We start from the raw sequence: 26084 nt of genomic DNA, 5'->3' as shown, positions 1-26084 counted from the left end.
CTCTACATAAAGGGCGAAGGCGCCTTTATGCAACAACGCCCATAAGACCGCCCTATTTTTCACTCACCCCAAATCGACCCCTTCTACAGGTGGCGATGGGCGGGTTGAAGGCTTTCTTCTGTGAGAATCACAACCAAAGGGCGTCGTACTTCTGAGGCGCGCAGAGTGTTAATTTTCCGGAATCAGCCACAAAGACGCATTGTTATTTCGCAAAAATTGACCATTCAGCCATTCGGAAGATTCAAATTTTCGGCGGTGTGGGAAAGAATAATCGTTTAAAATCAGTTAGAACAGCAGTTTGTATCGTAAAAGTAAAATATAATACTAGTACGATATTAAAATGTATGTATTATCGTATCATATTCTCACTGAGGCATTTCAGCTCAACCCTGGAGAAAGTTTTGTATAAAAATCATTGCTACATGCCGTTCATTCTGTACCCGCCTGACATGTATGACGTGTCCGACCCGGAGTTGCAGACCGAGCTTGACACCAGTCTCGATCTCACCACGGACGGCACAGACTTCGTCATGTACTTGTCGGTCCCCTATTGCCGCGTTCGTTGCAAGGCATGTCCCTATTTCGTGGACCTCTTGCCGAAGAACGCAGACAAAAAAGCCGACCTGATGGATCGCTACGTCGATGCGCTGGTACTTGACCTGAAGCGCCACGCCGCAACCGAACGCTGGGGTAACGCGACCCTGCGCGGGGTGTATATTGGCGGTGGAACAGGCTCGCTTCTCGAAATTCACCACATGGACAAGGTGCTCGGCACCCTGTCGCGGTACTTCCGCTTGGCCGATGATTGCGAAATCACGCTCGAAGGCAATGCCGAAGATTTCACCCCCGAAAAAGCCGACTACGTCGCCAAATCCATCATCAACCGCGTGTCGCTCGGCGCACAGTCCTTCCAACCCAAAGTCCTGAAGACCGTAGGCTCCCCGCATCAGGCCAACCAAACCATCGAAGCTATTCGCATGCTTCAGGATGCCGGGCTGGAGCACATCTCGCTCGACATGATGTACAACATGCCCGACCACACCGTGGAAGACTGGCGCAAGGATTTCGAGGTTATTAGCGAGCTCGGCATCAAGCACCTGACCACATACCTCTACCGCGTTACCCCGGGCACACAGCAGGAAAAGCTGATTCAGGCCGGAAAGGTCAGCCCCGTCGCCGACCCCGAAAGCGACGAAGTGCATCAGATGCAGGCGATGATCGCCGAGTTTGCCAAGCAGGCTGGTATGAACAACTACATGCTCGAGCACTACGCGGAGCCGGGCTATGAGTCGAAATACAACCGGTATACCATGCGCGAATGTGTCGATGCGCTCGGGGTGGGCGCAGGCGCCTACTCGTTCATCAACCAGCGCCGGACCGGAACAGCGAAGGACGTGGATGGGTATATCGCCGCTGTCGAAAACTGTGATCCCACCTTCACCACCGCTTCGATCCAACTGACGCCCCTGATGAGCCGTCAGCGCTACATGATCTTCAACCTTCTCTACTACCGGATCGACAAGGATCACTACGCCAAGAACTGGGGCAACGATCTGGCCGAAGATTTCCCGGAGATTCTTCAGGGCCTGCTGGACGATCGCCTGATGCGCGACGAAGGCGACGCCTACGTGGTGACGGAACTGGGCCGTGCCTGGCTTCAGAACATCATGCTCGAATTCTTCGACGAAAGCATGTGGGAGAACTCCGTCGCCCTGCAACAGCAGCAAAGCAGCTGGGCCATGAACGATCACATGATCACCCTTGGCGCTTCCAAGAAAATCCATTGGCTGGAAAAGGCTTGAACCAATGCTGAAACGTATCGACTTGCAGCGCTCCGTCAGTGACGTGGCCAATGTTTTCTTCGAACTGGGTGTTCTGGACGATGTGTCCGAACTGACCGATCTGAGCGCGGACCTGCGTGACGATCTGGGCTGCGACAGCCAGGAAATCGTCTCCGCCTGCGAACTCGTGTCAGCTCTCGCGCTGACCGCAGAACCGCTGGACGACACCATGGTGGAAAGCGTTCAGGATCTGGTCGCCCACCTCAGCGCGGCGCGCGACCCGTGGCTACCCACAAACGAGCCCTTCGTCATGCAGGGCTCCACGATTATCGAACAGGATGTGGACACGGTGTTCGGCTATATTCGCGACTATCGCGACTGGCCGGATGTGCTCGCGCATGTGACCATGATCGAGCCCGAAACCGATGACGGAAAGTTGCAGAGCTTCCGCATGCACATCGCCGAACTTGGAAGCGGCGACGAGTACTACGTCCAGTCCTGGCGCTACGTGAACGAACAATACCGGATCGTCGACTTCCTTCAGCCGCGCCCGCCGGAAGGGTTCGTCACCCACAAAGGCGGCTGGCGCTTCGAACCGCTGGCGGACGGCAAGACCCGGCTGATCAGCTTCCACGGCTTCGAACTCGAGGAGGATGCATCCGCCGAAGACAATGTCGCGCTGATCCGCAAGCACATCAATGCAGCACTGAACACCTGGGCGCGTTGGGGCAATGCCTGATCTTTGCCTCAACCTACTGACCAAGATCGAGACTCCAGCGGGAACCGCCCCGCTGGACAGGATCTGGTCGCTTGATCTGTGGCTCGCGTCGCTGGCCCGGGTCAAGTCCGTCGAAAACATTGTCGAAAGAGGAAAGGATTATCAACGTTTCGATCTGGTCTTCGATGCCGATCGCCCGGTGCCGGACCGGGTCACTGTCGAGCGTCACCGCCGCGAGAATGCCGTGGACGTGGTGCATCTGGTGCCGCCTCCCGGGATCACTGCGCTGCGGGCCACCTGGTGGACAGAAGCAGAGCAAGGCGACGTTCTGTTCGCAAAGCGCAGCATGCTGCTGGATGAGGCCGCCTACGGCCCGGCACTCGGGCGCAAGATGTTCGGCATCTTGCGTGAAAACCTCGAAACCCTTATCGGAGAAACGCCATGCGTCCCCGCGTAGCCATCGTCGGAGGCGGTGTGACCGCCGGTCTCGCAGCGTCGGTTCTGTCGCAGACCAATGACGTCATTGTCTTTCGCCCTACGGACACTTCGGCCAGTCCAATCCCGGAGATCGTGCCGCGCCGGGCCTTTTTCGAAGGCGCCTTCCTTGGTCCCAAGGAAGAGAAGCGCATCATTCGCGCCGCCGCTTCCCCGGTCTGCTGGGTGGCCTGGCGCAACGGTACGAAAGGACAAAAACACAAAGCCACAACCAATAGCCAATATTTCATTTACGACAAAGGCCGCCTCGCCAAGATCCTGCTGGACGCGGCACCGGTTCATTATCAGGTCGAGGAGGATATTCCCTCCATCGGAGCGCTCACCGGCTATCCTGCTGTTCTCGACTGCCGCGGCGCCAAGGCCGTGGCTGCGGACAAGGCGTATCAGACCGCGCGCAAGGGAGTTGCACTCACTTGCTGCACCTATGTCATCGCCGAGCGGCCCCCGTCGCTCGATCCGGAAACCATGGAGTTCTGGGCAGAGACCACGGCGTCCGGTCACCGGCGGACCTTCTATGTGGTGCCGGTTGGTGGTTCGATGGTTTCGTTGGGCTGCTCCAGCGCACCTTCCGACGCCTTCGACCACGCGGCGCTTCTGGAAGCCGCCGCGCGATCGGGGCTTTCGATCAACGAGTCGAGCATCCGCATGTCCGGCAACGCCACGCCGCATCCGACCATTGTGCACAACAGCCTCAGCCATGTCAGCCCTCTGGGCGATGCGCGCGGTCTGCCCTGCCCCTTGACGGAATACGGCACGCTCAAGGCTCTGTCGCAAATTGCGGAGATCAGCGGCGGCAAACGCTTTCCGACTGAGACCCTGCGCCGCCCGATCAGCCGGGAGGTCGATCCTCACATTCCAATGGAGTTGTTCGCATGACGGGATTTCAATGCATCTCGACCGCGCTTTATCCGGGCAACGGCGAGCCGGTGGCCATCGAGGTCGATACACTCGATCACGCAGCCGGAGTGGCCCATCTCTGCAAGGGGTTCGACATCGATCCCGAAGACTGGCCGGACGGTTACGGGATTTCCAACGAGATCGTGACGCTGTCTACGCATCAGGGCACGCATATCGACGCACCTCTGCACTATGCCCCGGGCATGTCGGATATCGCTGCGGCTCCGATCGAGAACTTCATGGGGCAGGCGGTCATCTTCACCGAACGAAGCTCGACGGGGCACGAAGTCGATATCGACATGGCGGACTATCTGCGCAAGCTCGACGCTTATGCCGGTCAGGCAAAGGCGGTGTTCTTCATCACCGGCGCCTACGAGCGCTATGGCGAGACCAGCTATTTCACCGACTTCAAAGGCGTGCCAGCGCGCTATGTCTCGACGGCGCTGGACCGAGGCTACACCCTGATCGGCACCGATGCCTTCAGCCTCGACCCTCCGTTTGCGGTGATGTCGAAGGCCTTTGTGGAAAGCCGGGATCAAGCCGACCTTTGGCCTGCGCATGTTCTCGGCCGGACCCGGCCTTACTACCAGATCGAGCGCCTCTGCGACCTCAAGGATTTCGAGACGGCAGAGCTCGTCGAATTCATCGCTCTTCCAGTGAAACTTCATTGCGGCGCAGCCTGGACCCGCGCCATTGCTAGGATTCTGAAATGACACGTCTTTATATCGAAAATGCCGCAGCTGTCGGACCGCTGGGCGCCAATCTCGAAGAGATCTGGAGCGCGGTTCTCGCCGGCAAGACCAGCTTCGGTCAGGTCAATCTTCCGGGCAACCGTGCCTTTTGCGCCGCTGAAACCAAACCTGGCACCGGGTCGGACATCGCCGCCTATGCACCGCTCTACAACGATGCCATTCGTGGGCTGGTGGCCGATCTGCAGATTACCGAGCCTGTCGACGCGATCTTTTTCGCAACTGCCGTTGGCAATCTGGGGCAGGTGGAAAACAAGGTTTACAGCAAGGCTCAGGTCTCCCTTGACGATCTCGATTTCTCCAAGGTGGAAGAGGTCTTCAAAGAGACCGCTGCATGGGGGCCCGAGACCCGCTTCGTCTCTGTCCCGACCGGCTGTTGTGCCGGTCTTCAGGCCACGGGACTGGCCAAGACCACCATGGCCCGCATGGGGCTCAAGCGCGCCGTGATCATGTCGCTCGACTTCGGCCTGACGCCGTTGGCCTTGGAAGCATTCTCCAAGATCAACGCCACCACGGCCTTCGCACACGGGATCAATGCCAGCCCCTCGCGGCCGTTCTGCCAAAACCGCGATGGCTTCCTCTTTGCCGATGGCGGCGGCGCCATTCTCATCACAACAGAACCCTCGGACGCGCCAATGCCCTGCATCAGTGGTTATGGTTGCGTGTCCAGCGCCTATCACATGACCGACATCGCCACGGATGGCGACGCGATCCGCAGGAGCATCGAACTGGCGCTTGACCAATCCGGCCTGACCGGGGGCGACATCGGGCATGTGAACCTGCACGCCTCTGGCACACAGCAAAACGACGAAGCTGAGTACAACGCCCTGCGCGCGACGATTGGCGAGGTGCTTCCGGCGATCACGGCCTTCAAGGGCAATCACGGCCATGCGCTTGGCGGCGCGAACATGATCGAACTGGCGTTGTCTTGGAAAATGCTCAGGGAAGCGACCGTGCCGCCGTCGCCTGCGCATCTGCCTGTCGACGCCTACGAAGCCGTGCCGCCTCGCGAACAACCTGAACCGCTAGACCGGTTTTCGATCCTGAAGACGGCCAGTGGCTTCTCCGGAATTCATGCAACAGTCATTATGGAAGCCTGACCCATGTGCAAGACATTCACCTGTGTGCTCTCCGACAAGGAAGCGACCTTCGCCGATCTCAAGGGCGGCAACGCCTCAAGCATGCCCCGCAAGTCCTTTGACGGCCTCATCGGGCGCCGCCAGCGCAACAAGCTGTCCACCGCGACCCGCATCGCAGGCGGGCTGTACAGCCATTTCAAACTCACGGCGCTTCTGGAGGAACTGGGCGCCGATCCCGCCGACACGCCGATCGTGATTTGCAACCGCTACGCCAATTGGGATTACGTCGCCGACGCAATGTGTGGTGACCTGCGCATGACGCTCGACGGCGTGAATAACTACGTGGCCACCGCGTGGTTCCCGGCGACGGTTCAGGGCTACCTGACCATCGAGCACGGCAACAAGGGCGAGGCCATCACCATCGCCAGCGCCGATCCCGACATGAAGGCCGCGGCCATCGACAGCGCCTTCAAGCGCGATGCGCGCGGCGCACGCAAGGGCGTTGTTATCGTCGGAACCTTCGAAGCCGTACCGGGCCAGATCGGCGGCGTGACCGTCGACGATGCCCGCCCCTGTGCCTTTGGCGCTTTCAGCCTGGTGACCGCAGAGACCACCGAAACCCAAGTCGAAACCGCGCTGAGCGCACACCAGGAGCTTTATTCCAATGTCGCAGCTTGATCAGACCGTTATGGTGTTCGAACACCGCGCCGAAGTTCCCACGCAAGCCGCCCTCGGCATCTGGCAAGCATGGTGTGCATTGTCGGGCTGGCCGCAGTGGGATGCGTCCCTGCGGGGCATCGAGGCTACGGAAAATGGACTTGCCCTGGGCAAGCGCTTTTGCGTGGTTCCCAAGGCATCCCCTGCGCCGATCCCGGTGAACGTGACGGCCTTCGAGGAAGGGCGCCATTTCACCACCAGCTCCGTCAGCCCCCTTGGCTTGTTGTCCTTCGGGCATTCGGTCGCCACTGACCCCACCACGGGCAAGACCAACCTCGCCCATTCGATCTGCGCCGTGCCTTCGCAGGACACACCCTTTCCCGAGCAGGTCTGGAACCGCCTCAAGTCGGACGTCGTGGAAAGCGTCAGCGCCTTGGCCTTGACCGCACAACTGGCGATGCAAGACGATCGGGTGATGGCATGACACATTGGATCGCCGTGATCTCCCGCGCACATGCACGTATCGCCGCGCAGTCAGGTTTCCTTCAGGTCTGCCATGGTAAGGCCGCGCCACTCCGGCGCACCTCTGCAGGGGACGAGGTCTTCATCTACTGTCCGCGCGAAAAGATGCGTGGCGGTGTCCAACTCAAGCGGGTCGAATATCGCTGCACCTTCAATGATGACCGGGTGTATCAGGTCGAACAGGCACCGGGGTTTACGCCGTTCCGCAAGGACGTCACCTTTGACACCGGCTTTGCGGGCCGCCCCATTCACGATGTGCCGGGCCTCGAACTGACCGCCAATCTCAATTGGGGCATGCTGGCGCGGCGCGGTTTTTTCGAAATCAGCGCCCATGATGCCGGCCTTCTGCGCGCCAGTCTGGAGGATGCGGCATGACACAGTCATCCACGGTCGTGGTCCTCTTCGACCAGATAAGCGCGCCGGAGTTCTTCCGGCGCCTCGAATGGCCCTTCCTCGTAAAAGCATGGTCCAAAGCGATCAGCTGGCATTACCTTTCGCCGCAAAAGGTCGAGTTGAAGCTCGCGGGGCTCGACGGTCTGGACAGTATCGTCGTCACGCGACGGGTCCGGGGCGACAAGATCTTCATCGTGGCGCGCAATGGCTTGGGTGAACTGATCCAGTCCGGCGTCTGGGAATACGACACCGATGCCGGTCTGGGTGTCTGCTATCGCCGGATCTGCAAGCCGGACCTTGTCGAAACCCTACGCGAGCGGCTGGCAGACTTTTGTTGTGCGACCTTTCTCAAGAAGGAAACCGGCAATGACTGATCAAACGAGGACCCCTTCTGATCTGATCGCGCACCCGCAGGAACGCTCCGTCGCCGATGCTCCGGTGTTTACACTCGCGCTGACGGCATTTGCCGCAGGCCTCTCCGAATTCATCGTCATCGGTCTGATCGGGCAGATCACGCAGAGCTACGGCGTCGGACTGGCGGCGGGTGGCTGGCTGGTCGCGGCTTACGCTCTGGGCATCGCGATCGGGGCGCCGCTCCTGACATTCGCGAGCCTCGCTCAGCCCGCTCGCAGGCTTGCGGTCTGGATGTGCGCCGGGTTTGCCCTGTTCAGCCTCGGCTGCGCTTTCGCGCCGACTTTCGGATCCCTCATCGCTTTCCGCGCGTTGTGCGGTGTCTTGCATGGAGCCTACTTTACGGTGGCCACCGCAAGCCTCCCAAGCCTCTTCAATGAAAAGCGGATGCCCATGGCGCTGGCGCTGATGTTTTCCGGTCTGACCGTGGCCATGGTACTGGGCGTTCCTTTGGGAATGCTTCTGGCAGCGCAGATTGGCTGGCAAGCGCCATTCCTTGTGATCGCGCTTTGCGCGGGGATCGGCGCGGGCCTGATCCCGCTGGTCTTGCCGAAAGACTTCGGCACGACCCAGACCCCGACCCTGCCGGTTCTGCGCGACGCGGTTTTCAGACGCGACCTGTTGCGCCCGTATGGCTTCACCATCTTTGCCTTCGGTGGCGGTTTCGTGTTCTTCACCTACGCCGAACCATGGATGACCACGACCGCCGAGCTCTCGCCGACCATGGCCGGTCTCGTGCTCGGGCTTGTGGGTCTCGGCGCTCTGGTGGGCAATGTGATCGGCGGGGCGTTGCCGCAAACCCTCGGAAAACGCAACGCGCTGCTTCTCGTGGTGCTGGTACAGCTCGCAGGGCTAGGCGGCGCGAGCTTCGGTCTTGGGGCTGTGGCGGCTGCGGTGGCCCTTGCTGTCTGGTCAGTCGGCGCCTTTGCGACCGCGCCCATGGTACACGGCTGGGCCATCTCGACGGCACAGGGCAGCAATCCCCGTATGGCCGCCGCGCTGAATGTCACGGCCTTCAACGCGGGCCTGTCGCTGAGCGCCATGATTGGCCGCACGGTGATGGCCCGGGGAGGGCTGGAGGGGCTGGCACCAGCGGCCTTTCTGGTCGTGGCCCTTGCCCTGCCGATCGTCCTGTCCCTGCCCACGGACACAGCTTCCCCGCGCCAAACGCGCGCCAAACAATCGTAAATAAGAAGGAAAGTATCATGTTTACCTGGACCTATTCCGAAACGGTGCCGACGCATGCCTCGGCCAGCCAGATCTGGGCCCATTGGCAAGACACCGAGAATTGGCCCGCATGGGACAGCGAACTCGATTGGGTGCGCCTTGAGGGACCTTTCGAAGTGGGCTCCACGGGCAAGATGAAGCCCTCCACCGGGCCGGAATTGGCCTTCGAGCTGTCTGAGGTGTCGCACGAGAAAAGTTTCTCCGATACTGCGCGGCTGCCGCTGACGAAGATGGTGTTCCAGCACGAATACCTTCCGCAACCGGACACCGAGACAGGGCAGATCCGCCACACCGTCTCCATGACGGGCCTTCTCGCCCCGCTGTTCGGCCAGGTCATCGGTCGCCAGATCAAAGCTCACCTGCGTAGCGCCATGGAAACCCTGTCGGCGCAAGCGGCCTCCCCGCAGATGCCCGACGCAAGGGCTACGGAATAAACGCGACCCCTGTCACGGAAAGCTCATGACCAACCAAATCGAAACAATACGCATGGAGTACACCAGCCCCATGGACAGCCCAGGATTTTGGTTCTGGCAGACATTTCTGAGTTGGCAAAAACAGATCGACGTGGCTCTCGCGCCCTATGATCTGACACAGCCCAGCTTCAGTGTTCTCGCCATAACGGCCTGGTTGTCGGCAGAAAACCACCGGATCACCAACCAAAGGACAGTTCGCCAGAAAATCATCATTGAGATCACAAAGCTCAACAAAATGCTGGTTTCCCAGTTGCTCCAACGCCTTGTCGGCAACGGGCTGGTGGCGGTCGAGCCCTATGAGCTCGACCGCCGCGAGCGCCTTGTGGGGCTAACGGAAAAAGGCTGGGACATCCTGCGCAAGACGGTCGTGCTGGTGGAAAACATCGATCGCGATTTCCTTTCGAAAGTTACCATCGACGCCCCCTGACCCTGCAAAGGCACCTCGCACGCGCAGGACACCGATCCAGAAACAAACCGATTGCCAAGCAGCATGTCACCGACGACCGGTGATATGCGCGCGCTCCCCTTGGCCTGAATTGCCTTGAGGAAAGGAAACAAAGGCGCTCACTGTTGCCTTGTCGCGGTGATCCGACAGTCAGAACAACCTCCATACTATCAAACGCTTATATTAATCCACAGGATCAAACATCATGAGTAAGAAATTTCTTTTCACATCCGAGTCCGTGTCCGAAGGTCACCCTGACAAGATCTGCGATCAGATCTCAGATGCCATTCTTGACGCACATCTGGTGCGCAACCCACACGCCCGCGTCGCCTGCGAAACGCTGGTCACCACTAACCACGTCACCATCGCCGGCGAGATCAAGGGTGCGGAACTCAGCGAGGCCGAAGTTGACGCCATCGTGCGTGGTATCATCCGCGACATCGGCTACGAACAGGACGGGTTCCACTGGCAAAACGTGGAGATCGTGAACCGCCTGCACAGCCAGTCGGCGGATATCGCGCAGGGCGTCGATGCCGCCACCGGTGCCGAGGAAGGCGCGGGCGATCAGGGGATCATGTTCGGCTACGCCTGTTCTGAGACCGCAGAACTCATGCCAGCGCCGATCCTCTACGCCCACAAGATCCTCGAAACCCTGTCGCGCGACCGCAAGGCGGGTTTTCTTCCCGAGCTGGGGCCGGATGCCAAGAGTCAGGTGACCTGCCTTTATGAAAACGGTCGCGCAGTGGGCATTGACACGGTCGTCGTCTCGACCCAGCACGGCGCAGATGTCTCGCCGCAGACCGTCGAAGAAATCGTACGCGGTTACGTCACCGCTGCCCTGCCCGAGGAATGGGATCTGGCAAAGGCCCGCGTGCTGATCAACCCCACGGGTCGTTTTGTGGTTGGCGGCCCCGACGGGGACACCGGCCTCACCGGACGCAAGATCGTCGTCGATACCTATGGCGGGGCCGCGCCCCATGGCGGCGGCGCGTTCTCCGGCAAGGATCCAACCAAGGTGGACCGCTCCGCCGCCTATGCCGCGCGCTATCTGGCCAAGAACGTCGTGGCGGCAGGTCTCGCGGCACGCTGTCAGATCCAGCTCGCTTATGCCATCGGCGTGGCGGCCCCGGTTGCGATCTATTGCGAGACCTTCGGCACCAGCCTCGTGCCCGAGGCGGATATCTCCCGGGCACTACGGGAGTTGATGCATCTGACCCCGAGAGGCATCGCCTCGCATCTCGATCTCTGGCGGCCGATCTACCGCGACACGGCGGCTTACGGCCACTTCGGCCGCGCGCCCACCGAAGACGGTTTCGGCTGGGAACGCACGGATCTCGTGCTCTCGCTCAGGGCGCGCTTTCCGGCGCTGGTGGCTGCGGAGTAAGCGGACCGCCGGGCATGTCCAGACAGGTGAGAACCATATTGTCATGCCAAACAAACCAGCCCTTCAGGCAACCGCCTTCTGGCAGACCCGACGCCACGCGCCGGGTCAATTGCATTATCCACCGCCCGCGAAGCCCGTCCGAGCATCCGATCAGGCAGACCGCCTGAAATTCGAGACCGCCCCCGGCTTCCCCGGCCAGCGCCTTGTAGACTGTTTCCTTGGCAGAAAAGATCAGGGTCATGCGCCGCGCTTGCTGTGGCGGTGGCATTCCCAACAGCCGCCGCCGCTCTGCAGACGTCAAAGCGCGCGCGATAAGTGGTCCGAGGCTCGGCTCTGGCAGCAACGCTTCGAGATCGAGCCCCAATCGGCGCGTATCGGGTCCTGCCAAGGCGGCGATACAGCCCTTACTATGGCTCAATGCCCCCGTGATCCCCGCAGGCCAGAGGGGTGCTCCGGCCCCCCCGCGTGGCAAGTCAGCGATTCCGAAAGCCTCACAGGTCAGAACCCGACCGGCCAAAAACTCCGCCTGCCGCTTTTTCGTGGCGGAGCCAAGACGATTGGCGGCGAGCAATGCTTCGCCGCCGGGGCTTGGTTCCTCGTGAAATCGCGCCCAACTCAGTCGCACGCCTGACGTCAGAGTCCGCGTCGAAACTGGGGGTAAGAGCTGGTCTACTGGAGTCAACAGCGCCTCCTTTTGCACTCTGTTTGTGGCCCGCGTTTACTGCCCTCAGATTGTTGGCGCAACCGCCCTCTAGGCCTAGAGGGGCGTTATTGCATAAAGGCGCCTTTATGCAACAACGCCCAGTTTGTCCGGCTTTTCCCGCTTCAATCGCTTGCGCGGCTTGATCCGAAGGTTCAGCTCCTGCTCCCGGTAAATGCGATAAACACGCTTGTGGTTCCAACCAAATCCTTTGATATTGCGAAGATAAAGGAAACACAGGCCAAAGCCCCAGGTTTTGTTCGTACATGTCAAGCGAACCAGCCAATCGGCAATCAGAGCATTGTCGTCATTCAAAAGCCGAGTGTAACGATAACACCGCTGGCTCACACTAAATGTGCGGCACGCCAAAGCAATTGATACCTGCTTGTCCGCGACAGCGGAACGGGCCATCTCTTTGCGCGGAGACGGCCTTAGACCTTTTTTCCAAGAGCTTCTTTCAAAAGTTCGTTTTGCAGGCTGAGCTCTGCGTACATTTTCTTGAAGCGGCGCAGCTCATCCTCCGTTGATTTCATTGACTGGATCATAGGGGCTTCAAGGCCACCATATTTCGAACTGTGGGATGAAAATAAAGTATCACTCTGAACGAGGACTTTTCACGGGCCTTTCCTCTCAGACTTAAAATAAAGTTTCATTCTCACGGCGGTTTGCCGAAGTTTAATGAAAGCAATCAAAGCCCCAAAAAAATAGAGTTTCATCCCAAGAATGACAGCGAGGTAAAATATGGCAATAGCAAAGTGTGCGTCCGGTGGAGGCGATCTGTTTATTTTTGAGGATGACACATTGTTTTCATCCCACAATAGGCCTAAAAAATACACTGAAAAGTTGAGTTTACATATGTCATCGCTGAGAAGGACGGCATGATGAAGAACACTACCAAAGTTGCGTTAGCCCTATTCATTGCAGGTTGCGGGTATTGGGGAGTGAATAAGCCCCTAAGTGTGTTGGCTGAGAGAAAGGTGAAAGCTGCTGAGATTGCGCACTACGAAGAGGATATTGGCAATCTGGCAGATCCCGCGTTCATATCAACGGTAACACAGCCAGAGTGGTTGAAATCGAATTGCATCCTCATGCACTCCAAAGCAGTTAAAGACGTTCAGGAGAATAGTCCGCCAATCGTTGCTTCGCACATAGCAATGGAGGCCTTCTATAATTGCAATACTAAGATGAAGGAGTTTGGTTACCAATGGGCCGACCTGAAGTAGCTGAACTTGGCTGATCTGGACGGTTGGTGGGACGGCTGCTGCGGTGCTACGATGATAGACAATAAAGGGCTGGAACGGGGAGAATAATCGCGTTGGCGATCTTCTTTTCGGTAGTAATTGCTCTTTTTAGCGTCATGAGCCAGTCTGCATTTAGGATGATGCTTTATTTTAATTTTTGGTTATTCAGGATGACACTCTATTATTGGGAGTGATACTTTATTTTCATCCCACAATATCCATTAATAGCCGCTAACCAAAAGCCTATAGTCAACGACTTGGCAAAGTTCTTATAAGAGGATATGAAGCGTAAATAACACTATCAGCTGGCCTCACGTTGAGCAGACAGCTTTGCAACGAGAACAACTTCAAAAGTAATTATGACGATTCGCGAGATAAAATTTGTCCCGGAAAACTGCCTTCGCGAGAAGTGCGCTCCGATTGAAGACATCAACGACGAAATCAGAAAACTTGCCGACGACATGCTGGCGACCATGTATGACGCGCCGGGCATTGGCCTTGCAGCAAGTCAGATTGGCGTTTTGAAACGTATGTTCGTTCTTGATGTTGCAGAGCGCGAGAGCGAAGAAGACGATTCCGTTGAAAAACAGCCAATGGTGTTCATCAACCCAGAGATCACCTGGTCTTCTGAGGAGAAGAGCACTTATCAGGAAGGATGCTTGTCCATTCCTGGCGTTTATGAGGATGTTGAGCGTCCAAGCGAAGTGCGCGTTTCCTTCCTTAATGTTGAAGGCGAGAAGCAGGAAATTGAAGCTGCCGGTTTGCTGGCAACCTGCATTCAGCATGAGTTGGACCATCTGAACGGTGTGCTGTTCATCGATTACCTGTCCCGGCTGAAGCGTGAACGGATCGTGAAGAAGATGATCAAACAGGCGAAACAAGCCTGATCATCCTGGTATTGCGAGTGGATTAAGCGGCCTTCTTTGGAGAGCCGCTTTTTTTGTTGTTTTTTCCTTGTCCTTCCCCACCAGCTGACGCATTAAGTCTGGAATACAAGAATTACAGCCAAGCAGGTCAGCTATGTCATTGCGCGTCATCTTTATGGGTACTCCTGATTTCTCCGTTCCAACACTCTTTGAGATCGTCGGGCAAGGTTGGGATGTGGTCGCTTGTTACTCGCAGCCACCACGCAAAGCCGGACGCGGCATGGAGCTGAAAAAGACGCCTGTGCACGAAGCTGCTGAAAGCCTCGGTATTCCTGTTTTCACACCAACATCACTGAAGAGCGAAGAAGAGCAGGAACGGTTCCGCTCCTTTGAAGCGGATGTGGCTGTTGTGGTCGCTTATGGCTTGTTGCTGCCGAAAGCCATTCTCGAGGGCACCGAGCACGGCTGTTTGAATGGCCATGCCTCGCTGCTTCCACGCTGGCGCGGCGCTGCGCCTATCAACCGGGCTATCATGGCTGGAGACAAAGCTTCCGGCATTCAGGTGATGCAGATGGAAGAAGGCCTGGACACTGGTCCGGTCTGCATGTCTGAGACCGTTGCAGTCACCCCGGACATGACAGCAGGCGAGCTGCATGACCGCTTGTCTGCTTTGGGCGGCGATTTGATGATGCGTGCACTTTCTGCTCTGTCACGTGGTGGTCTTGGTGCAACGCCTCAACCTGATGAGGGCGTGACCTACGCCAAGAAGATCCAGAAGAGCGAAACACGCATCGACTGGTCTTTGCCAGCTGAGCAGGTACACAACCACATTCGTGGCCTGTCTCCGTTCCCTGGCGCATGGTGCGAGATGGTGTTGGGTGGCAAGAACCCTGAACGTGTGAAGATCCTGCGCAGCAGTGTAGCCGATGGTTCTGGTGCAGCTGGTGAGGTTCTGCTTGTTGACGATACCACGCTGACGATTGCGTGCGGTTCTGGCGCGATCAAGCTGGTTCAGGTTCAGCGGGCTGGCAAAAAGGCGATGTCTGCTGAGGAATTTTTACGTGGCTCTAAGCTTAGTGCCGGAGACACGGTTTCCTGACCCTGATTAATCATATAGGCTTTTCTTAAGAAACATCAGGAAACACGGAGGCATCATGGTTGAATTCCACCAGATTGGAGAGGATCAAGTTGGTCTCCGTACGCCTGAAAAGAAAGACGAGCCTGCCATTTTGTCTTTGCTCGTCAAAGCCTTTGGTCAGAGCAACGAAGGACGTCTGGTTGAGCGACTGCGTGCTTGTGGTGCGCTGGTTCTTGAGCGGATTGCAACGGATGATGATGGCAAATTACTCGGCCACCTCGCGTTTTCTCGTGTGACGGGTACGGGAGAAGGACACCGCCTGAAAATCAGCTGCCTTGCACCAGTTTGCGTTGATCCCGCCTCTCAAAACAAGGGCGTAGGCACGAAACTCATTCAGGAAGCTCTGGATGACTTACAAGGGCTGGGGGAAGACCTGGTTCTGGTGTTGGGGGCTCCTGATTACTATTCCCGCTTTGGCTTTGACAGCGAACTGGCCAAGAAGGTGCAAGGACCATATGCCGGGCCTATCTTCATGGCATTGCCTTTTACGCAGGCGGGGCGCGAAGACCTGCCGGTTGAGGTTACCTATGCCACACCTTTCCGAGAGTTCGAATAGGTTCCTTTCAGGCTTACCGTCAGGTCTGGTCTTGCCCTTTCAAATCTGATAGTACAGCGCAAAATTTCAGAGATATCCTGCAAGCTCATGCTTGTCTCACGCCCTGCAAACTGGCTTACAGTCTGCTTGCCTAACCTTTGCAAAGAACAAGAATGCCGCGTTACAAAATTACCATTGATTATGACGGACGCCCTTTTGTTGGCTGGCAGCGTCAGGACAACGGGCCGACAGCCCAGGGTGTTATTGAGCGCGCAATCAAGTCCTTCACGGGTGAGACAGTGACCATTGGCGGTGCCGGACGCACGGACTCTGGTGTGCATGCGACCGGACAGGTGGCCCATCTGGATCTTGCAAAGGATTGGCCTGCAGAAACCGTGAAGAATGCGCTGAACTTTCATACGCAACCGGACCCAGTTGCCATTCTGGCTTGTGAGAAGGCAGGTCTGGGCTTTGATGCCCGGTTTTCAGCAATCCGCCGTCATTATCGCTTTAAGATCGCAAACCGTCTTGAGCCGCTGACCCACGACCTTGGGCTGGCATGGCATGTGAAGCCGGAGCTGGATGCGGAGGCCATGAACGACGCTGCGCAAGTGCTGCTGGGTCATCATGATTTCACGACCTTCCGCCATACGCGTTGTCAGGCGAAGAGCCCGTGGAAGACGATGGAGCGCATCTGTGTATATCGTCAAGGCTATCACGTGTTCCTAGAATGCAGCTCCCGCTCATTCCTGCACAATCAGGTTCGTTCCATGGTGGGTAGCCTTCGTCTTGTGGGTGAAGGCCGCTGGACTAAAGACGATCTGAGAGCAGCACTGGAAGCCTGTGACAGACAAGCGTGTGGACCTGTTGCTGTGCCTGAGGGGCTTTATCTCACGCAGGTCGATTATCGCACCCCAAAAGAGGATGAGGCGTCGTTCCTTGCCTATCAGGATAGCTTGAAGAGCGTTGGTGCTGATGAAGCCCCGGCGGATGAAGAAGACTAGGTTCTCTTCAACCTGTTAGCTTAATAGGAAACCGGAGGCCGTCCACCTCCGGTTACATGAGCTTACTTTCCTTCGAATGACACAACCCGTTTGTAAAGGTGCCACGTTGTGTGGCCGAGCACTGGCAATGTAACCAGTAAGCCGACAAACATAGGGATCATTGAAGCCATCAATATCGCCGTGATGAGCAATCCCCAGCCCACCATGATCACCGGACTTCCCGTCACCACCTTGAAGCTTGTGATCATTGCAGTCACGAAATCCACTTCCGTGTCCAGCAGCATCGGGAATGACACGACACTGACCGCGAACAGCAGAATGGCGAAAAACGCTCCGACAAGGTGGCCTGCGATCAAGAACAAGACACCGTCTGAAGTTTCAAAGATCGTCTGAGCGAATTGCAGGAATGTGCCGTAACCCTGCATGCCCAAGAAAAGCGCGAGCAGCAGGTGGACCTTAAACATCCATAGGAACTGGATGAAGATGACGACAAAGGCCATCCATGCAATCTCGCCGCGGCGTTGCTCCCACATCAGCGTAAACAGGCCGCTCATGCGCGGTGTCTCGCCTGCCTGTAGTCGTCTGGAAACCTCATAGAGCCCTAAAGCTGCAAACGGCCCTAAAAGCAGGAAGCCACAGGCCAATGGGTAGCTGATATAGCTCATGTCCACCCAGAACGAGAGCAGCGTGACCAGTACCCCTCCGACGACAAAGAAGGCGCCAAAGGTCAGGCCAATAACAGGCGTCTTCACAAAGTCCAGAATTCCAAGCTTCAGGGAGCTTGTTATATCCTCTAGGGTAACCTGACGAACGATAGGCTTCGCCGGTTTATGCTGTGAGTTTTGCGCACCCGTAGGCACAGTCAGATGATTGTCTGACATTCCGTCCCTCCCAATTTTCCTCCACGTCAAGTGTGCGCGGAAACTGGGATGAGCGCTACTGAAAATTTAAAGGGGTACGTGAAAAATAGGTATTACTACGCAAACAATCGGTCAAGTGAGGTACTGATCAGTATGGAAAGCACCAGATCCAGAACCACCAAGCCAATCGAGATTGAGAAGCTGCAGTCCCCTGCCACACGTGCAATCTGGAATCTGTACCACAGCACCCATCCGATGATCGGGAAAGTCAGCATGATCAGTAGTTCTGACGGAATGAGCCCCGCCATATAAAGCAGATACAGCAGTGTCTGCGGGAGCAGGATGATGAGCGTGCTCCAGTTGCGGACGATGATGTATGGCCCGAAGTTACGCTTCAGCCCCAACGATCCAGCAAGAAGCCCAACAACGATCGGGAATGTGATCCAGTCGACAAACAGGGAGAGGAACTTCCCGAAATACAGCTGGAAGCCACCAGCTACCATCTCAGTGTTCTCTTGCACCTGGGTCATAATGTGCTCAACCATCAACGCATGTTCTGCGATCAGGCTTAGCAAATAAAACGGAAGCAGGAGGAAGATGACAAGAAAGGAGCGCCAGAAGCCATCTGCAGACAGATCAAACTGCTGCAAGGCTTCTGTCTCGCCCCTCATGATCCTCCAGGATGCAATGCAGGACTGGCGAATTTCCTGTGTGCCAAGAACCATCACAACACCCTGTTCCTTATTAGCTTAAGCCTGAAAGTAATCTTGCAGGAAGCGGAGGTAAATGTCTGCGAGCTGCTCGATGTCAGCTACAGCAACGTGTTCATCAACCTTGTGCATGGTCTGGCCAACAAGGCCGAACTCAACTACAGCACAATAGTTCTTGATGAAGCGTGCATCTGAGGTTCCGCCGCCTGTAGACAGCTCTGGTGTGCGACCAGTGACCGTCTTGATGGAATTGGACAGGGTCTGGATCAACGCTTCATCATGTGTCAGGAAGCTGTCGGTGGCTTCTCTGGCAAACTCAATGCTCCAATCGAGGCCCTCTGGAGCCGCATTATTCAGAAGCTTCTCGATGTGCTGGCTCAGAGAACTGACAGACCATTGATCATTAAAGCGAATGTTAAATTTCGCCATGACGTGGGCTGGAATGACGTTGGTTGCGGTGTTGCCGACATCAACCGTGGTGATTTCCAGATTGGATGGCTGGAACCGCTCGTTGCCTTTGTCCAGCTCGACCTCAGCAACCGCACTCAGAAGCTTGAGCATGCCCGGGACCGGATTGTCCGCAAGGTGCTGATAGGCAACGTGGCCTTGGGTTCCGTTGACTTTTACTGTGCCTGTCAAAGATCCGCGACGGCCAACTTTGATCGCATCTCCCAAAGCATCTGGATTGGTTGGTTCGCCAACAATGCAGGCATCGAAAACGTGCCCCTGCTCTTTGGCCCATTCCAACAGTTTAACAGTGCCATTGATTGCCGGTCCCTCTTCATCGCCTGTGATCAGGAAGGAGATTTGGCCGGGAATTCCATTTGGATACGCTTTAACATAGTCGATTGCAGCAGCGGCAAACGCTGCTACGCCGCCTTTCATATCTGCAGTTCCACGGCCATGGAGCATGTCATCTGCAATGGTTCCGTCAAACGGGCCATAAGTCCAGGCTACTTCATCACCAACTGGCACAACATCAGTGTGGCCTGCAAACACGAAGTGCGGTTTGCCGGAGCCGATGGTTGCGAATAAGTTTTCGATGTCGGGTGTGTTCTCGTCGGAGAACATCACACGGGAGACATCGAAACCGGCATCAGCGAGCAGCTTTTCGAGCGTGGTGAGGGCACCACCTTCAGCTGGTGTGACACTTGGACAGCGGATTAGGTCGCGGCAGATCTGTACCGCAGGAGAAAGCGTATCAGTCATGCTTCGAGATTTAGCTGTGCCGCGCCTGATGGTCAATCACGAGTTGCCAGAACTTCGTGATTTTCACTGGCACATAGCAACGCAAAATCTCAACATAAACGCTTATTTTTTGCGTTGGAATGGGCGTGTGTTGGATGCCGGGCCGTATTTATTCGGGCCTTCCTGGCTCTTCAGGAAACCAACGATGATTGGCACCAGAAGGTTCAGGAATGGCAAGAAGAGTGTCAGCGCGACGAAGCCAGTGACACCGCGGTCCTGTAACCGTTTGATCACCAGCATAAACACCATGAAGTTTGCAACAAGCAGCAGCGGATACAGCAACGGGTTTGTCGTCAGCAAATCACTATAAGCCTGCGCCAATGTGAGATCTGATGTTCCGTTCTCGATATAGGTGTCGGCAAGCGAGCTTGTGGCGACATTCACTGCGATGGATAGAACACAGAAGATCAGTGCAGTTGCCAGCCAGTAGACGCCTTTGGAGATGCGTCCGAACGGATTGCAAAATAACCACAGAAGGCTTGTTTTTCTTAGATTTTGCTCTGGCATTCTTTGATCACTTAAAGCAGCCGCCTTTCGTCAGACTGGCTGTGCCGCTTTAATCCCTCGTGGTCTCGCGTGTTGTTATCCGTAAACCGTTCCCCACCTTACGGGAATACGCTTTAAGAAATTTCAGTTCGCAAGGATGTACGCATATTGTGGGCCGCTTTCAAGAGGGGCATTGCGGCAAGACACAAGTGGCGGGAAAGTTCTTTCCCCGTCACCACATAAAACACAGCATTTGGAGCGGGTTAGGCGGTCAGGAGCCAACCTTCACAGTATCGAGATATCCGCTCAGCGCTTTGGTGCAGTTAATGCCCAAATCCCCAACCGCGTATCCGCCTTCCATCACAAACAAGGTCGGCTTGCCTAGTTTGGCAATGCGGGCACCGATTTTTGTGAAATCATCCGTCTTCAGCTTGAACTGAGAGATCGGATCATTCTCGTATGGATCCATGCCCAGAGAGACTATGATGACATCTGGTGCGAACTTCTCGATGGAGCGGCAGGCGTCTTCCATTGCCTCCTCCCACTGAGCCCACTCGGTGCCGTGTGGCAGAGGATAGTTGTGATTGTATCCTGCGCCCTCTTTCAAGCCCCGCTCATTTGCATGGCCGAGATAATAAGGGAACTCAACCTTCGGGTCTGCATGGATGGAGAGGAACTGCACGTCAGCGCGGTCATAGAAGATTGCCTGAGTACCGTTGCCGTGGTGGTAATCCACGTCGAAGACCGTGACCTTGGCAACGCCCTGATCTCGCAGGTATTGCGCGGCAATCGCTGCATTGTTCAGGAAACAATAGCCACCATAAAGGCGACGATGTGCGTGGTGGCCCGGAGGACGACAGAGTGCGAAGGCGGAGTTATCACCTGACAGGATCAACTCCGCCCCTGTCAGAGCGGTTTCCGCACTTTTGCGCGCTGCGACCCATGTGTGCTCGCCCATGGGAGAGCCAGCATCGAACGAGTAAAAACCAAGCTTTCCGTCGATGTGATCTGGAACAATGTCATGTCTGAGACCATGTACGGGCCAGACGAACGGGAAGACCTCTTCTACTGTGCGCCCTTCTGCCAGCCAAAGCTTCCAGAAATCCTGCAGAAAGGTGATATAATCTGCATCATGTACTTTGAGGATTGGGTCCAGAGAAAACTCATTTGGTGTAAGCACCTCACCGAACTGCGCTTTTTTGAGGTGCGCAAGAACAATTTCGGCACGAGACGGGACCTCATTGGCAGGAACCAACTGCCCATCAGAGATTTCTTTGGTCGGGGCATGCAACAGCTGATCAGGTGAGAAAATGGTCTTCACTGTTATCGTCCTTTACAACAACTGATGTGCTGTCTCTCCTTTGCACATCAGATGAAACGGTACTCGGTTACTTGTAGATAGTGCTCAGTGGGTTGAAGCGTGGAACACGCAAACTCTTCATGGTTTGGGCTGTCTGGCCAGCATTGAGGTTCCAGACACAGACCCGCTCTTGGGCCATACATTTTGCCGCCAAAGCCCGGAACCGGGGTATTGAGGGAACTGCCGTCATAGAACTGGATGCCGGGCTCTGTTGACCAGACTTCCATCTTGAGCTCGGTCTCAGGTTCAAACACTACAGCGGATAGCTCAGGCTTTTTCAGACGGAACTGCCTGAGGCAGAAATTGTTATCGAAGCGTGAATCCTGCGCGTCGGCAATCTCGCGCATCTCACGGAAATCATAGGGTGTTCCTGCCACATCAACGATCTCACCAGTCGGGATCAGCTGATCAGAAACAGGGAGGTAAGAGCGCGCAGGAATCATGATCTGATGCCTGGTGACATCCTCTTGATCGCCCAGATTGAAGTAGCTGTGGTGCGCCGGATTCAGCAGGGTTGGCTTGTCTGTGGTGCCGGAGAATTCGATGCGCAGCGTGTTGTCTTTGGTCAGGGTATAGCGGCAGGTGATCTGGACTGTGCCCGGATATCCCTCTTCGCCATCCGGAGATTCCAAAGAGAGTAAAACGCTGTCCTCGCTGGCTTCTTCAATGGTCCAGATCCGATGGGCGAAGCCTTTGTGCCCGCCGTGCAGATGATGTCGTCCGCCTTCGTTCACAGAGAGCTGAAATTCTTCAGAGCCAATTGAGAAACAACCGCTTGCGATGCGGTTAGCGCAGCGGCCTGCAGTCGCGCCCATGTGCGGGGAGTGAAGTTCATAGTCGCGCAGATTGTCAAAGCCGAGTGTCAGGTCGCGATCTCCCAGTTGCAGTCTGCGAACTGTGGCGCCATAGGTGAGGATGCTTGCGGTAAGGTTGCCGCCATGCAGTGTCACTTCTTTGACAATTTCCCGGTTTTCCAGTTCACCGAAATCACGAATAGCCACTGCTTTCCCTTTCCATTGCAGACCTGCCTCCCCTCAGGTCATTCATTCCATACCAACCTCCTATGAAACGAGAATTAGTACAAGCAAGACAAAAGGATACCGCCAGTCTAAGAGCAGCAGAAAGCAGGGTTTATTTTTTTGGTTATCTTGGCGCGATCACGAGTTCTTTGTTGCCGAGCGTGATTTTGCCAAGCCTGTTCAACGCAGACATCCCTAAAAGCACCTGTGAGAGCGCTTCATCTTTAAGGATTAGGCTTTTAACGTTGCGTATATGAATTGAACCCAGATAGAGATTTGAAATAGAGGCAGATGCCCCCGACGTGATGCCGTTTGCTGTGCGCACTTCGACAGTGAAATCTTCGTTGCGCACCCTTATGCCAGCCTTACGTGCGATGCTGTAAGGTATGGCGAGCAAACTTGCACCCGTATCAATCAGAGCTGAGGTCTTGTGACCATTGATCTTAATGGTCGCTATGAAGTGGCCGTTGGGAGACTTGCGAATTCTGGTGATGCGTTTTGAGGTTTTCTGAGGCTCGTTTACTGGCTGAGATTCGTGCACCTCAACGACGCCCAGCAAGCGCTCTTCGAGCACCCGGGGCACGATCAACGCGACACAAATGACGACAACCATGACCCAGATATAACGTTGCACGTGCGCCCCCACATCTTCTGGGCACCACAACATCCCGGTCTTTCGCCGTGTTCAGAGATCACTCAGTGTTTTGCCCATTACTTTTCATAGGTATACAGCCGAGCCGAAGAAAAAGGCAAGAATTCTAATTAAAAACCTAAGATTTCCGGAGATCTACCTAGAACTCAGGTACAGGCGATCGCCGCAGCAAATTCTGACAGTCGAGTTCGGTTGAGGCGACCATTCACACGCACGCCGCTGCAAACATCTACGCCGTAGGGTTTTACAGTCTCAACTGCCTCGATGATGTTCTGAGGGGTTAGTCCACCGGCAAGGAATACTGGAATATCGAGTTTCTCGACAATATGGCGGCTTAGATCCCAGTTGTGCGTTCGGCCTGTTCCGCCGAGTTCATTTTCTGAAGGGCGGCCTGAATCGAGCAGAACCGCATCTGCAACGCGGCTATATTCCTGTGCGATTTCAAAGGAATACTCGTCTTCGACATGAACAACTTGCACGATGCGTGTGCAGGCAGGCAGGTCTAAGCGCAGTTCCTGATATTCGCCCGGATCAATTGGTTTGACAATTTGAACCGTGTTGGTGCCGCAGGTGAGCACATGCTCGACGATGTCTTTTGCAGTGGTACGTGATGTGAGGAGCCAGGTTGCGACAGCTGGCGGGACTTGCCGGGCAATATTGAGAATGAGGTCATCTTCGATCACACCGGGACCGGACGGCATGTGGGCAACAAGACCGACAGCATCGGCGCCGCAAGCAACAGCGGTGGCTGCTTCACCCGAAGTTGAAATACAGCAAACCTTCAAACGGGTACGAGCTTTATTTGGCATTCCATCATCCCCTTGCGCGCATGACCTTACAACACGGTCTACACCTCATAAAGGACGAATACACAGTTTTGAGATGCGTATCGTCTCCGGTATTTCTGTCTGTATTTCTTGAGGATGTCTTCAAGAAAAAAGCGCCAGACCTGATGCCTGACGCTTCTAAACCAAGAAAGTTTATTTTGTACCGTACATCCGGTCACCAGCATCACCGAGACCCGGGATGATGTAGCCCTTTTCGTTGAGCTTTTCATCGATGGAGGCGGTGTAGATTGGCACGTCAGGATGTGCTTCGTTGAAGCGCGCAACACCTTCAGGAGCAGCCAGCAAGCAAACGAACACCATGTTCTTTGCGCCGCGCTTCTTCAGGCGATCAACAGCGGAAATTGCAGAGTTTGCAGTTGCCAGCATTGGATCAACAACGATCACCAGACGCTCTTCCAGCTCCTGAGGCGCTTTGAAGTAGTATTCAACGGCTTCAAGGGTCTTAGGATCACGGTAGAGACCGATATGCGCCACACGTGCAGACGGGATCAGCTCAAGCATGCCTTCCAGCAGGCCGTTACCAGCACGCAGGATGGAGGCGAAGCAAAGCTTTTTACCAGCCAGAACCGGTGCATCCATTTCAGCAACTGGTGTCTCGATGGACTGGGTGGTCATCTTCAGGTCGCGTGTTACTTCGTAGCACAGCAACAAAGAGATTTCGCGCAGCAAGCGGCGGAAGTCCTGCGTCGGGGTTGTTTTTCTCCGCATGTGGGTCAGCTTATGCTGGACCAGCGGGTGTGCGATTACGGTTGCGCCGGACATCGTGTTCCTCTTTTTCAACCCAGTCGGGTCTTTTATATGCAGCTGCCTTTTGTCAGCATGTACATGGCAGTGCGTGTCTTAGTTAGGCACCTGATATTCTCGGGTGCAATTGACGAAAGGTTATAGATCAAAAAACGGTTCCATCACTGATAATCATCAGGGGTGGAGATCCATCACCTCGTTTTTCAAGGGCAATTTGTCGTCCTGCAGCCCAAGACCCACCTTCCAGCACACATGCCAGTGGAAGCTGGTCCCGGGAGACAGACAAATCTGCCCGAATCCAATCCGCGAGCTTATCGAGAAGAGCGATCGTGAGCGCTCTCCATTCAACAACCAGCTCGCTGCTTACTTCGTGTTTGTTCAGAGACTGCTTTTGATCTTTCAGGCGCAGCACGCCCGTGTCCAAAAACAATCCGCCATTGCGATGCTCAGCAAGGCCAGTCAAACCATCAATGTTTGTCATCTCAATACCAGCCCACGACAGAGGTTCAACTAAAGAATAAGCAATCCATTGAGAAAGTTTGTGAAGAGGGACAAGATTGGTGGTTTTGTCCTGAGTTGTGACTTTGGAATGGCGCCAAGTGTCTCCGAGGATCACACCGTCAATCTGCTCACGATTGGGCCAGATCGGCCCTAGTCCATCCAGAACCAGCTCCAGAATACGTTCTGCATCCAGAGGGCCGTTTTGCCCTTCCTCATAGAGGATATCGAAGAGACCGCCCGGACGTGGCTCATCTTCTTTGCCGAACAGATCGTCACGAAGAGAAACAGCCTCTCCCAGACGGTTCAGCAAAGACAGTCGCCCATCCAGCCCGATGAGCTGGTTCTTCTCTGTGATTTGTAGGCCTTCTGCGAGCTCATCTTTGTCCAAACGGAACAAGGTGATGGCATCTGCCCTGAGCGGGTCCAGCGGCTCGTGAGAAAAGAAGCCAGCTGAGAACATGGCCAGTGAACCGATCGCCAATCCTTCAGAGTGCTTGAAGGTCTCATTGGTGATTGCTTCGCGATACGTCCAGTGCTCACCAGCGGCGGCATCAAGCAGCGCTGAAACAATTGCCAGATCGCAGGCTGCACGGCCCATGCCCTGCACATCAGAAAAGCTTCGCGCACCAGCCAGCATTCCCCAACGGTCTATGCCACCGGTCTCAAACTGGCGCCAGCGGGCATGAAACGGAATTTGCCGGTCTGGATAGGTGTTGTCGGTCGCAGCGAGTGTTCTGCGGGCAGCTTCTGCAAGGTGAGACAGATCAACAGCAAAATGCTCAAGTTCGCCCTGCAATCCCAGCTCCAAAAGCATATGTGAGCGTTCACGTACTGCTTTTGCGTTGAGCAAGGACAAAGCCTGCGATGCTTGCATCTCCATCTTCGTCGGTTCCTATCGTTTTGCCTAGTGAGGCCTGTAAAGCACTCGTATTTCTGGTTTG

30 protein-coding genes and 1 pseudogene are annotated in these 26084 nt (G+C 55.8%); 19 read left to right on the top strand and 12 right to left on the bottom strand.

Annotated elements, in window-relative coordinates; all coding sequences use genetic code 11:
• The first annotated feature begins 401 nt into the window (after positions 1–401).
• From PsWM33_RS15135 to metK, 14 genes are all read left to right on the top strand, one after another.
• Complete coding sequence (locus tag PsWM33_RS15135) at positions 402–1802, top strand: coproporphyrinogen-III oxidase family protein (RefSeq protein WP_193778409.1); 1401 nt, start codon at positions 402–404, stop codon at positions 1800–1802.
• Between the two features lie 4 nt (positions 1803–1806).
• A complete protein-coding gene (locus PsWM33_RS15130) occupies positions 1807–2520 on the top strand; it encodes an SRPBCC family protein (RefSeq protein ID WP_063300776.1) in 714 nt (237 codons plus the stop codon).
• The gene (locus tag PsWM33_RS15125) at positions 2513–2956 is read left to right on the top strand and encodes a hypothetical protein (RefSeq protein ID WP_063300775.1); all 444 of its coding nucleotides are present in this window, start codon (positions 2513–2515) and stop codon (positions 2954–2956) included. The genes PsWM33_RS15130 and PsWM33_RS15125 overlap by 8 nt, the downstream gene beginning before the upstream one ends.
• Positions 2941–3870, top strand: a complete 930-nt coding sequence (locus PsWM33_RS15120) for a hypothetical protein (RefSeq protein WP_063300774.1) — start codon at positions 2941–2943, stop codon at positions 3868–3870. The genes PsWM33_RS15125 and PsWM33_RS15120 overlap by 16 nt, the downstream gene beginning before the upstream one ends.
• A complete protein-coding gene (locus PsWM33_RS15115; RefSeq protein WP_063300773.1) occupies positions 3867–4604 on the top strand; it encodes a cyclase family protein in 738 nt (245 codons plus the stop codon). The genes PsWM33_RS15120 and PsWM33_RS15115 overlap by 4 nt, the downstream gene beginning before the upstream one ends.
• The gene (locus PsWM33_RS15110) at positions 4601–5740 is read left to right on the top strand and encodes a beta-ketoacyl synthase N-terminal-like domain-containing protein (RefSeq protein WP_063300772.1); all 1140 of its coding nucleotides are present in this window, start codon (positions 4601–4603) and stop codon (positions 5738–5740) included. Before PsWM33_RS15115 ends, PsWM33_RS15110 begins: the two co-directional genes overlap by 4 nt.
• A gap of 3 nt (positions 5741–5743) precedes the next feature.
• Positions 5744–6397, top strand: coding sequence for a hypothetical protein (locus PsWM33_RS15105; protein ID WP_063300771.1), 654 nt, complete (start codon positions 5744–5746; stop codon positions 6395–6397).
• Complete coding sequence (locus tag PsWM33_RS15100; RefSeq protein ID WP_063300770.1) at positions 6384–6860, top strand: hypothetical protein; 477 nt, start codon at positions 6384–6386, stop codon at positions 6858–6860. The genes PsWM33_RS15105 and PsWM33_RS15100 overlap by 14 nt, the downstream gene beginning before the upstream one ends.
• Positions 6857–7273 (top strand): EVE domain-containing protein, encoded by a 417-nt coding sequence (locus PsWM33_RS15095; protein WP_063300769.1) that lies wholly within the window; start codon positions 6857–6859, stop codon positions 7271–7273. The genes PsWM33_RS15100 and PsWM33_RS15095 overlap by 4 nt, the downstream gene beginning before the upstream one ends.
• On the top strand, positions 7270–7665 hold the full coding sequence (locus tag PsWM33_RS27370) for a hypothetical protein (RefSeq protein WP_193778408.1): 396 nt from the start codon (positions 7270–7272) through the stop codon (positions 7663–7665). The genes PsWM33_RS15095 and PsWM33_RS27370 overlap by 4 nt, the downstream gene beginning before the upstream one ends.
• Positions 7658–8890, top strand: coding sequence for an MFS transporter (locus PsWM33_RS15085; RefSeq protein WP_063300768.1), 1233 nt, complete (start codon positions 7658–7660; stop codon positions 8888–8890). Before PsWM33_RS27370 ends, PsWM33_RS15085 begins: the two co-directional genes overlap by 8 nt.
• A gap of 17 nt (positions 8891–8907) precedes the next feature.
• Positions 8908–9363 (top strand): SRPBCC family protein, encoded by a 456-nt coding sequence (locus tag PsWM33_RS15080; RefSeq protein ID WP_063300767.1) that lies wholly within the window; start codon positions 8908–8910, stop codon positions 9361–9363.
• 25 nt (positions 9364–9388) lie between these two features.
• Positions 9389–9829 (top strand): MarR family winged helix-turn-helix transcriptional regulator, encoded by a 441-nt coding sequence (locus tag PsWM33_RS15075; RefSeq protein ID WP_063300766.1) that lies wholly within the window; start codon positions 9389–9391, stop codon positions 9827–9829.
• A 223-nt stretch (positions 9830–10052) separates the two neighbouring features.
• Positions 10053–11231, top strand: coding sequence for a methionine adenosyltransferase (gene metK / locus PsWM33_RS15070; protein ID WP_063300765.1), 1179 nt, complete (start codon positions 10053–10055; stop codon positions 11229–11231).
• Here the strand turns inward: metK and PsWM33_RS28885 are convergent.
• Positions 11194–11856, bottom strand: coding sequence for a 4'-phosphopantetheinyl transferase family protein (locus PsWM33_RS28885; protein ID WP_446737454.1), 663 nt, complete (start codon positions 11854–11856; stop codon positions 11194–11196). The genes metK and PsWM33_RS28885 overlap by 38 nt on opposite strands.
• 171 nt (positions 11857–12027) lie before the next feature.
• Positions 12028–12530 (bottom strand): annotated as a pseudogene (locus tag PsWM33_RS15060) (IS3 family transposase); the annotation flags it as partial.
• 279 nt (positions 12531–12809) lie between these two features.
• On the opposite strand from PsWM33_RS15060, the gene PsWM33_RS15045 reads away from it, so the two are divergent.
• The 5 genes from PsWM33_RS15045 (at position 12810) to truA (ending at position 16715) form a co-directional block, all read left to right on the top strand.
• Entirely contained in the window at positions 12810–13154 is a 345-nt protein-coding gene (locus PsWM33_RS15045) for a hypothetical protein (RefSeq protein ID WP_063300762.1), read from the top strand.
• Between the two features lie 377 nt (positions 13155–13531).
• Positions 13532–14059: a peptide deformylase gene (gene def, locus PsWM33_RS15040; RefSeq protein WP_063300761.1), complete on the top strand. Its 528-nt coding sequence runs from the start codon at positions 13532–13534 to the stop codon at positions 14057–14059.
• A gap of 133 nt (positions 14060–14192) precedes the next feature.
• Positions 14193–15137 carry a methionyl-tRNA formyltransferase gene (gene fmt / locus PsWM33_RS15035; protein WP_063300760.1) on the top strand — a complete coding sequence of 315 codons (945 nt, stop codon included), beginning with the start codon at positions 14193–14195 and terminating at the stop codon, positions 15135–15137.
• A gap of 55 nt (positions 15138–15192) precedes the next feature.
• A complete protein-coding gene (locus PsWM33_RS15030; RefSeq protein ID WP_063295157.1) occupies positions 15193–15732 on the top strand; it encodes a GNAT family N-acetyltransferase in 540 nt (179 codons plus the stop codon).
• Positions 15733–15884: 152 nt separating this feature from the next.
• Positions 15885–16715 carry a tRNA pseudouridine(38-40) synthase TruA gene (gene truA / locus PsWM33_RS15025; RefSeq protein WP_063295156.1) on the top strand — a complete coding sequence of 277 codons (831 nt, stop codon included), beginning with the start codon at positions 15885–15887 and terminating at the stop codon, positions 16713–16715.
• A 62-nt stretch (positions 16716–16777) separates the two neighbouring features.
• Here truA and PsWM33_RS15020 read toward each other — a convergent pair whose 3' ends face one another.
• The 10 genes from PsWM33_RS15020 to PsWM33_RS14975 form a co-directional block, all read right to left on the bottom strand.
• Complete coding sequence (locus PsWM33_RS15020; protein WP_063300759.1) at positions 16778–17596, bottom strand: DUF2189 domain-containing protein; 819 nt, start codon at positions 17594–17596, stop codon at positions 16778–16780.
• Between the two features lie 95 nt (positions 17597–17691).
• Entirely contained in the window at positions 17692–18300 is a 609-nt protein-coding gene (locus PsWM33_RS15015; protein WP_063300758.1) for a hypothetical protein, read from the bottom strand.
• A gap of 24 nt (positions 18301–18324) precedes the next feature.
• The gene (gene dapE, locus PsWM33_RS15010; RefSeq protein WP_063300757.1) at positions 18325–19494 is read right to left on the bottom strand and encodes a succinyl-diaminopimelate desuccinylase; all 1170 of its coding nucleotides are present in this window, start codon (positions 19492–19494) and stop codon (positions 18325–18327) included.
• 102 nt (positions 19495–19596) lie between these two features.
• On the bottom strand, positions 19597–20040 hold the full coding sequence (locus tag PsWM33_RS15005; protein ID WP_063300756.1) for a DUF805 domain-containing protein: 444 nt from the start codon (positions 20038–20040) through the stop codon (positions 19597–19599).
• Positions 20041–20290: 250 nt separating this feature from the next.
• Entirely contained in the window at positions 20291–21340 is a 1050-nt protein-coding gene (locus PsWM33_RS15000; RefSeq protein ID WP_063300755.1) for a histone deacetylase family protein, read from the bottom strand.
• A gap of 47 nt (positions 21341–21387) precedes the next feature.
• Positions 21388–22380, bottom strand: coding sequence for an aldose epimerase family protein (locus tag PsWM33_RS14995; RefSeq protein ID WP_063300754.1), 993 nt, complete (start codon positions 22378–22380; stop codon positions 21388–21390).
• Positions 22381–22522: 142 nt separating this feature from the next.
• Positions 22523–23032, bottom strand: a complete 510-nt coding sequence (locus PsWM33_RS14990; protein ID WP_208994572.1) for a retropepsin-like aspartic protease family protein — start codon at positions 23030–23032, stop codon at positions 22523–22525.
• 164 nt (positions 23033–23196) lie between these two features.
• Positions 23197–23859, bottom strand: coding sequence for a phosphoribosylanthranilate isomerase (locus PsWM33_RS14985; protein WP_063286760.1), 663 nt, complete (start codon positions 23857–23859; stop codon positions 23197–23199).
• A 171-nt stretch (positions 23860–24030) separates the two neighbouring features.
• Positions 24031–24660 (bottom strand): uracil phosphoribosyltransferase, encoded by a 630-nt coding sequence (upp, locus tag PsWM33_RS14980; RefSeq protein ID WP_057464180.1) that lies wholly within the window; start codon positions 24658–24660, stop codon positions 24031–24033.
• A 127-nt stretch (positions 24661–24787) separates the two neighbouring features.
• On the bottom strand, positions 24788–26023 hold the full coding sequence (locus PsWM33_RS14975; protein WP_063300753.1) for a DUF1688 family protein: 1236 nt from the start codon (positions 26021–26023) through the stop codon (positions 24788–24790).
• Between the last annotated feature and the right edge of the window lie 61 nt (positions 26024–26084).

Origin of the sequence: Pseudovibrio sp. WM33 (assembly GCF_001623165.1) — a bacterium.
Taxonomy (GTDB): domain Bacteria; phylum Pseudomonadota; class Alphaproteobacteria; order Rhizobiales; family Stappiaceae; genus Pseudovibrio.
The sequence above is the reverse complement of the archived record's forward strand: the minus strand, read 5'-3'. Positions and strand labels throughout refer to the sequence as shown.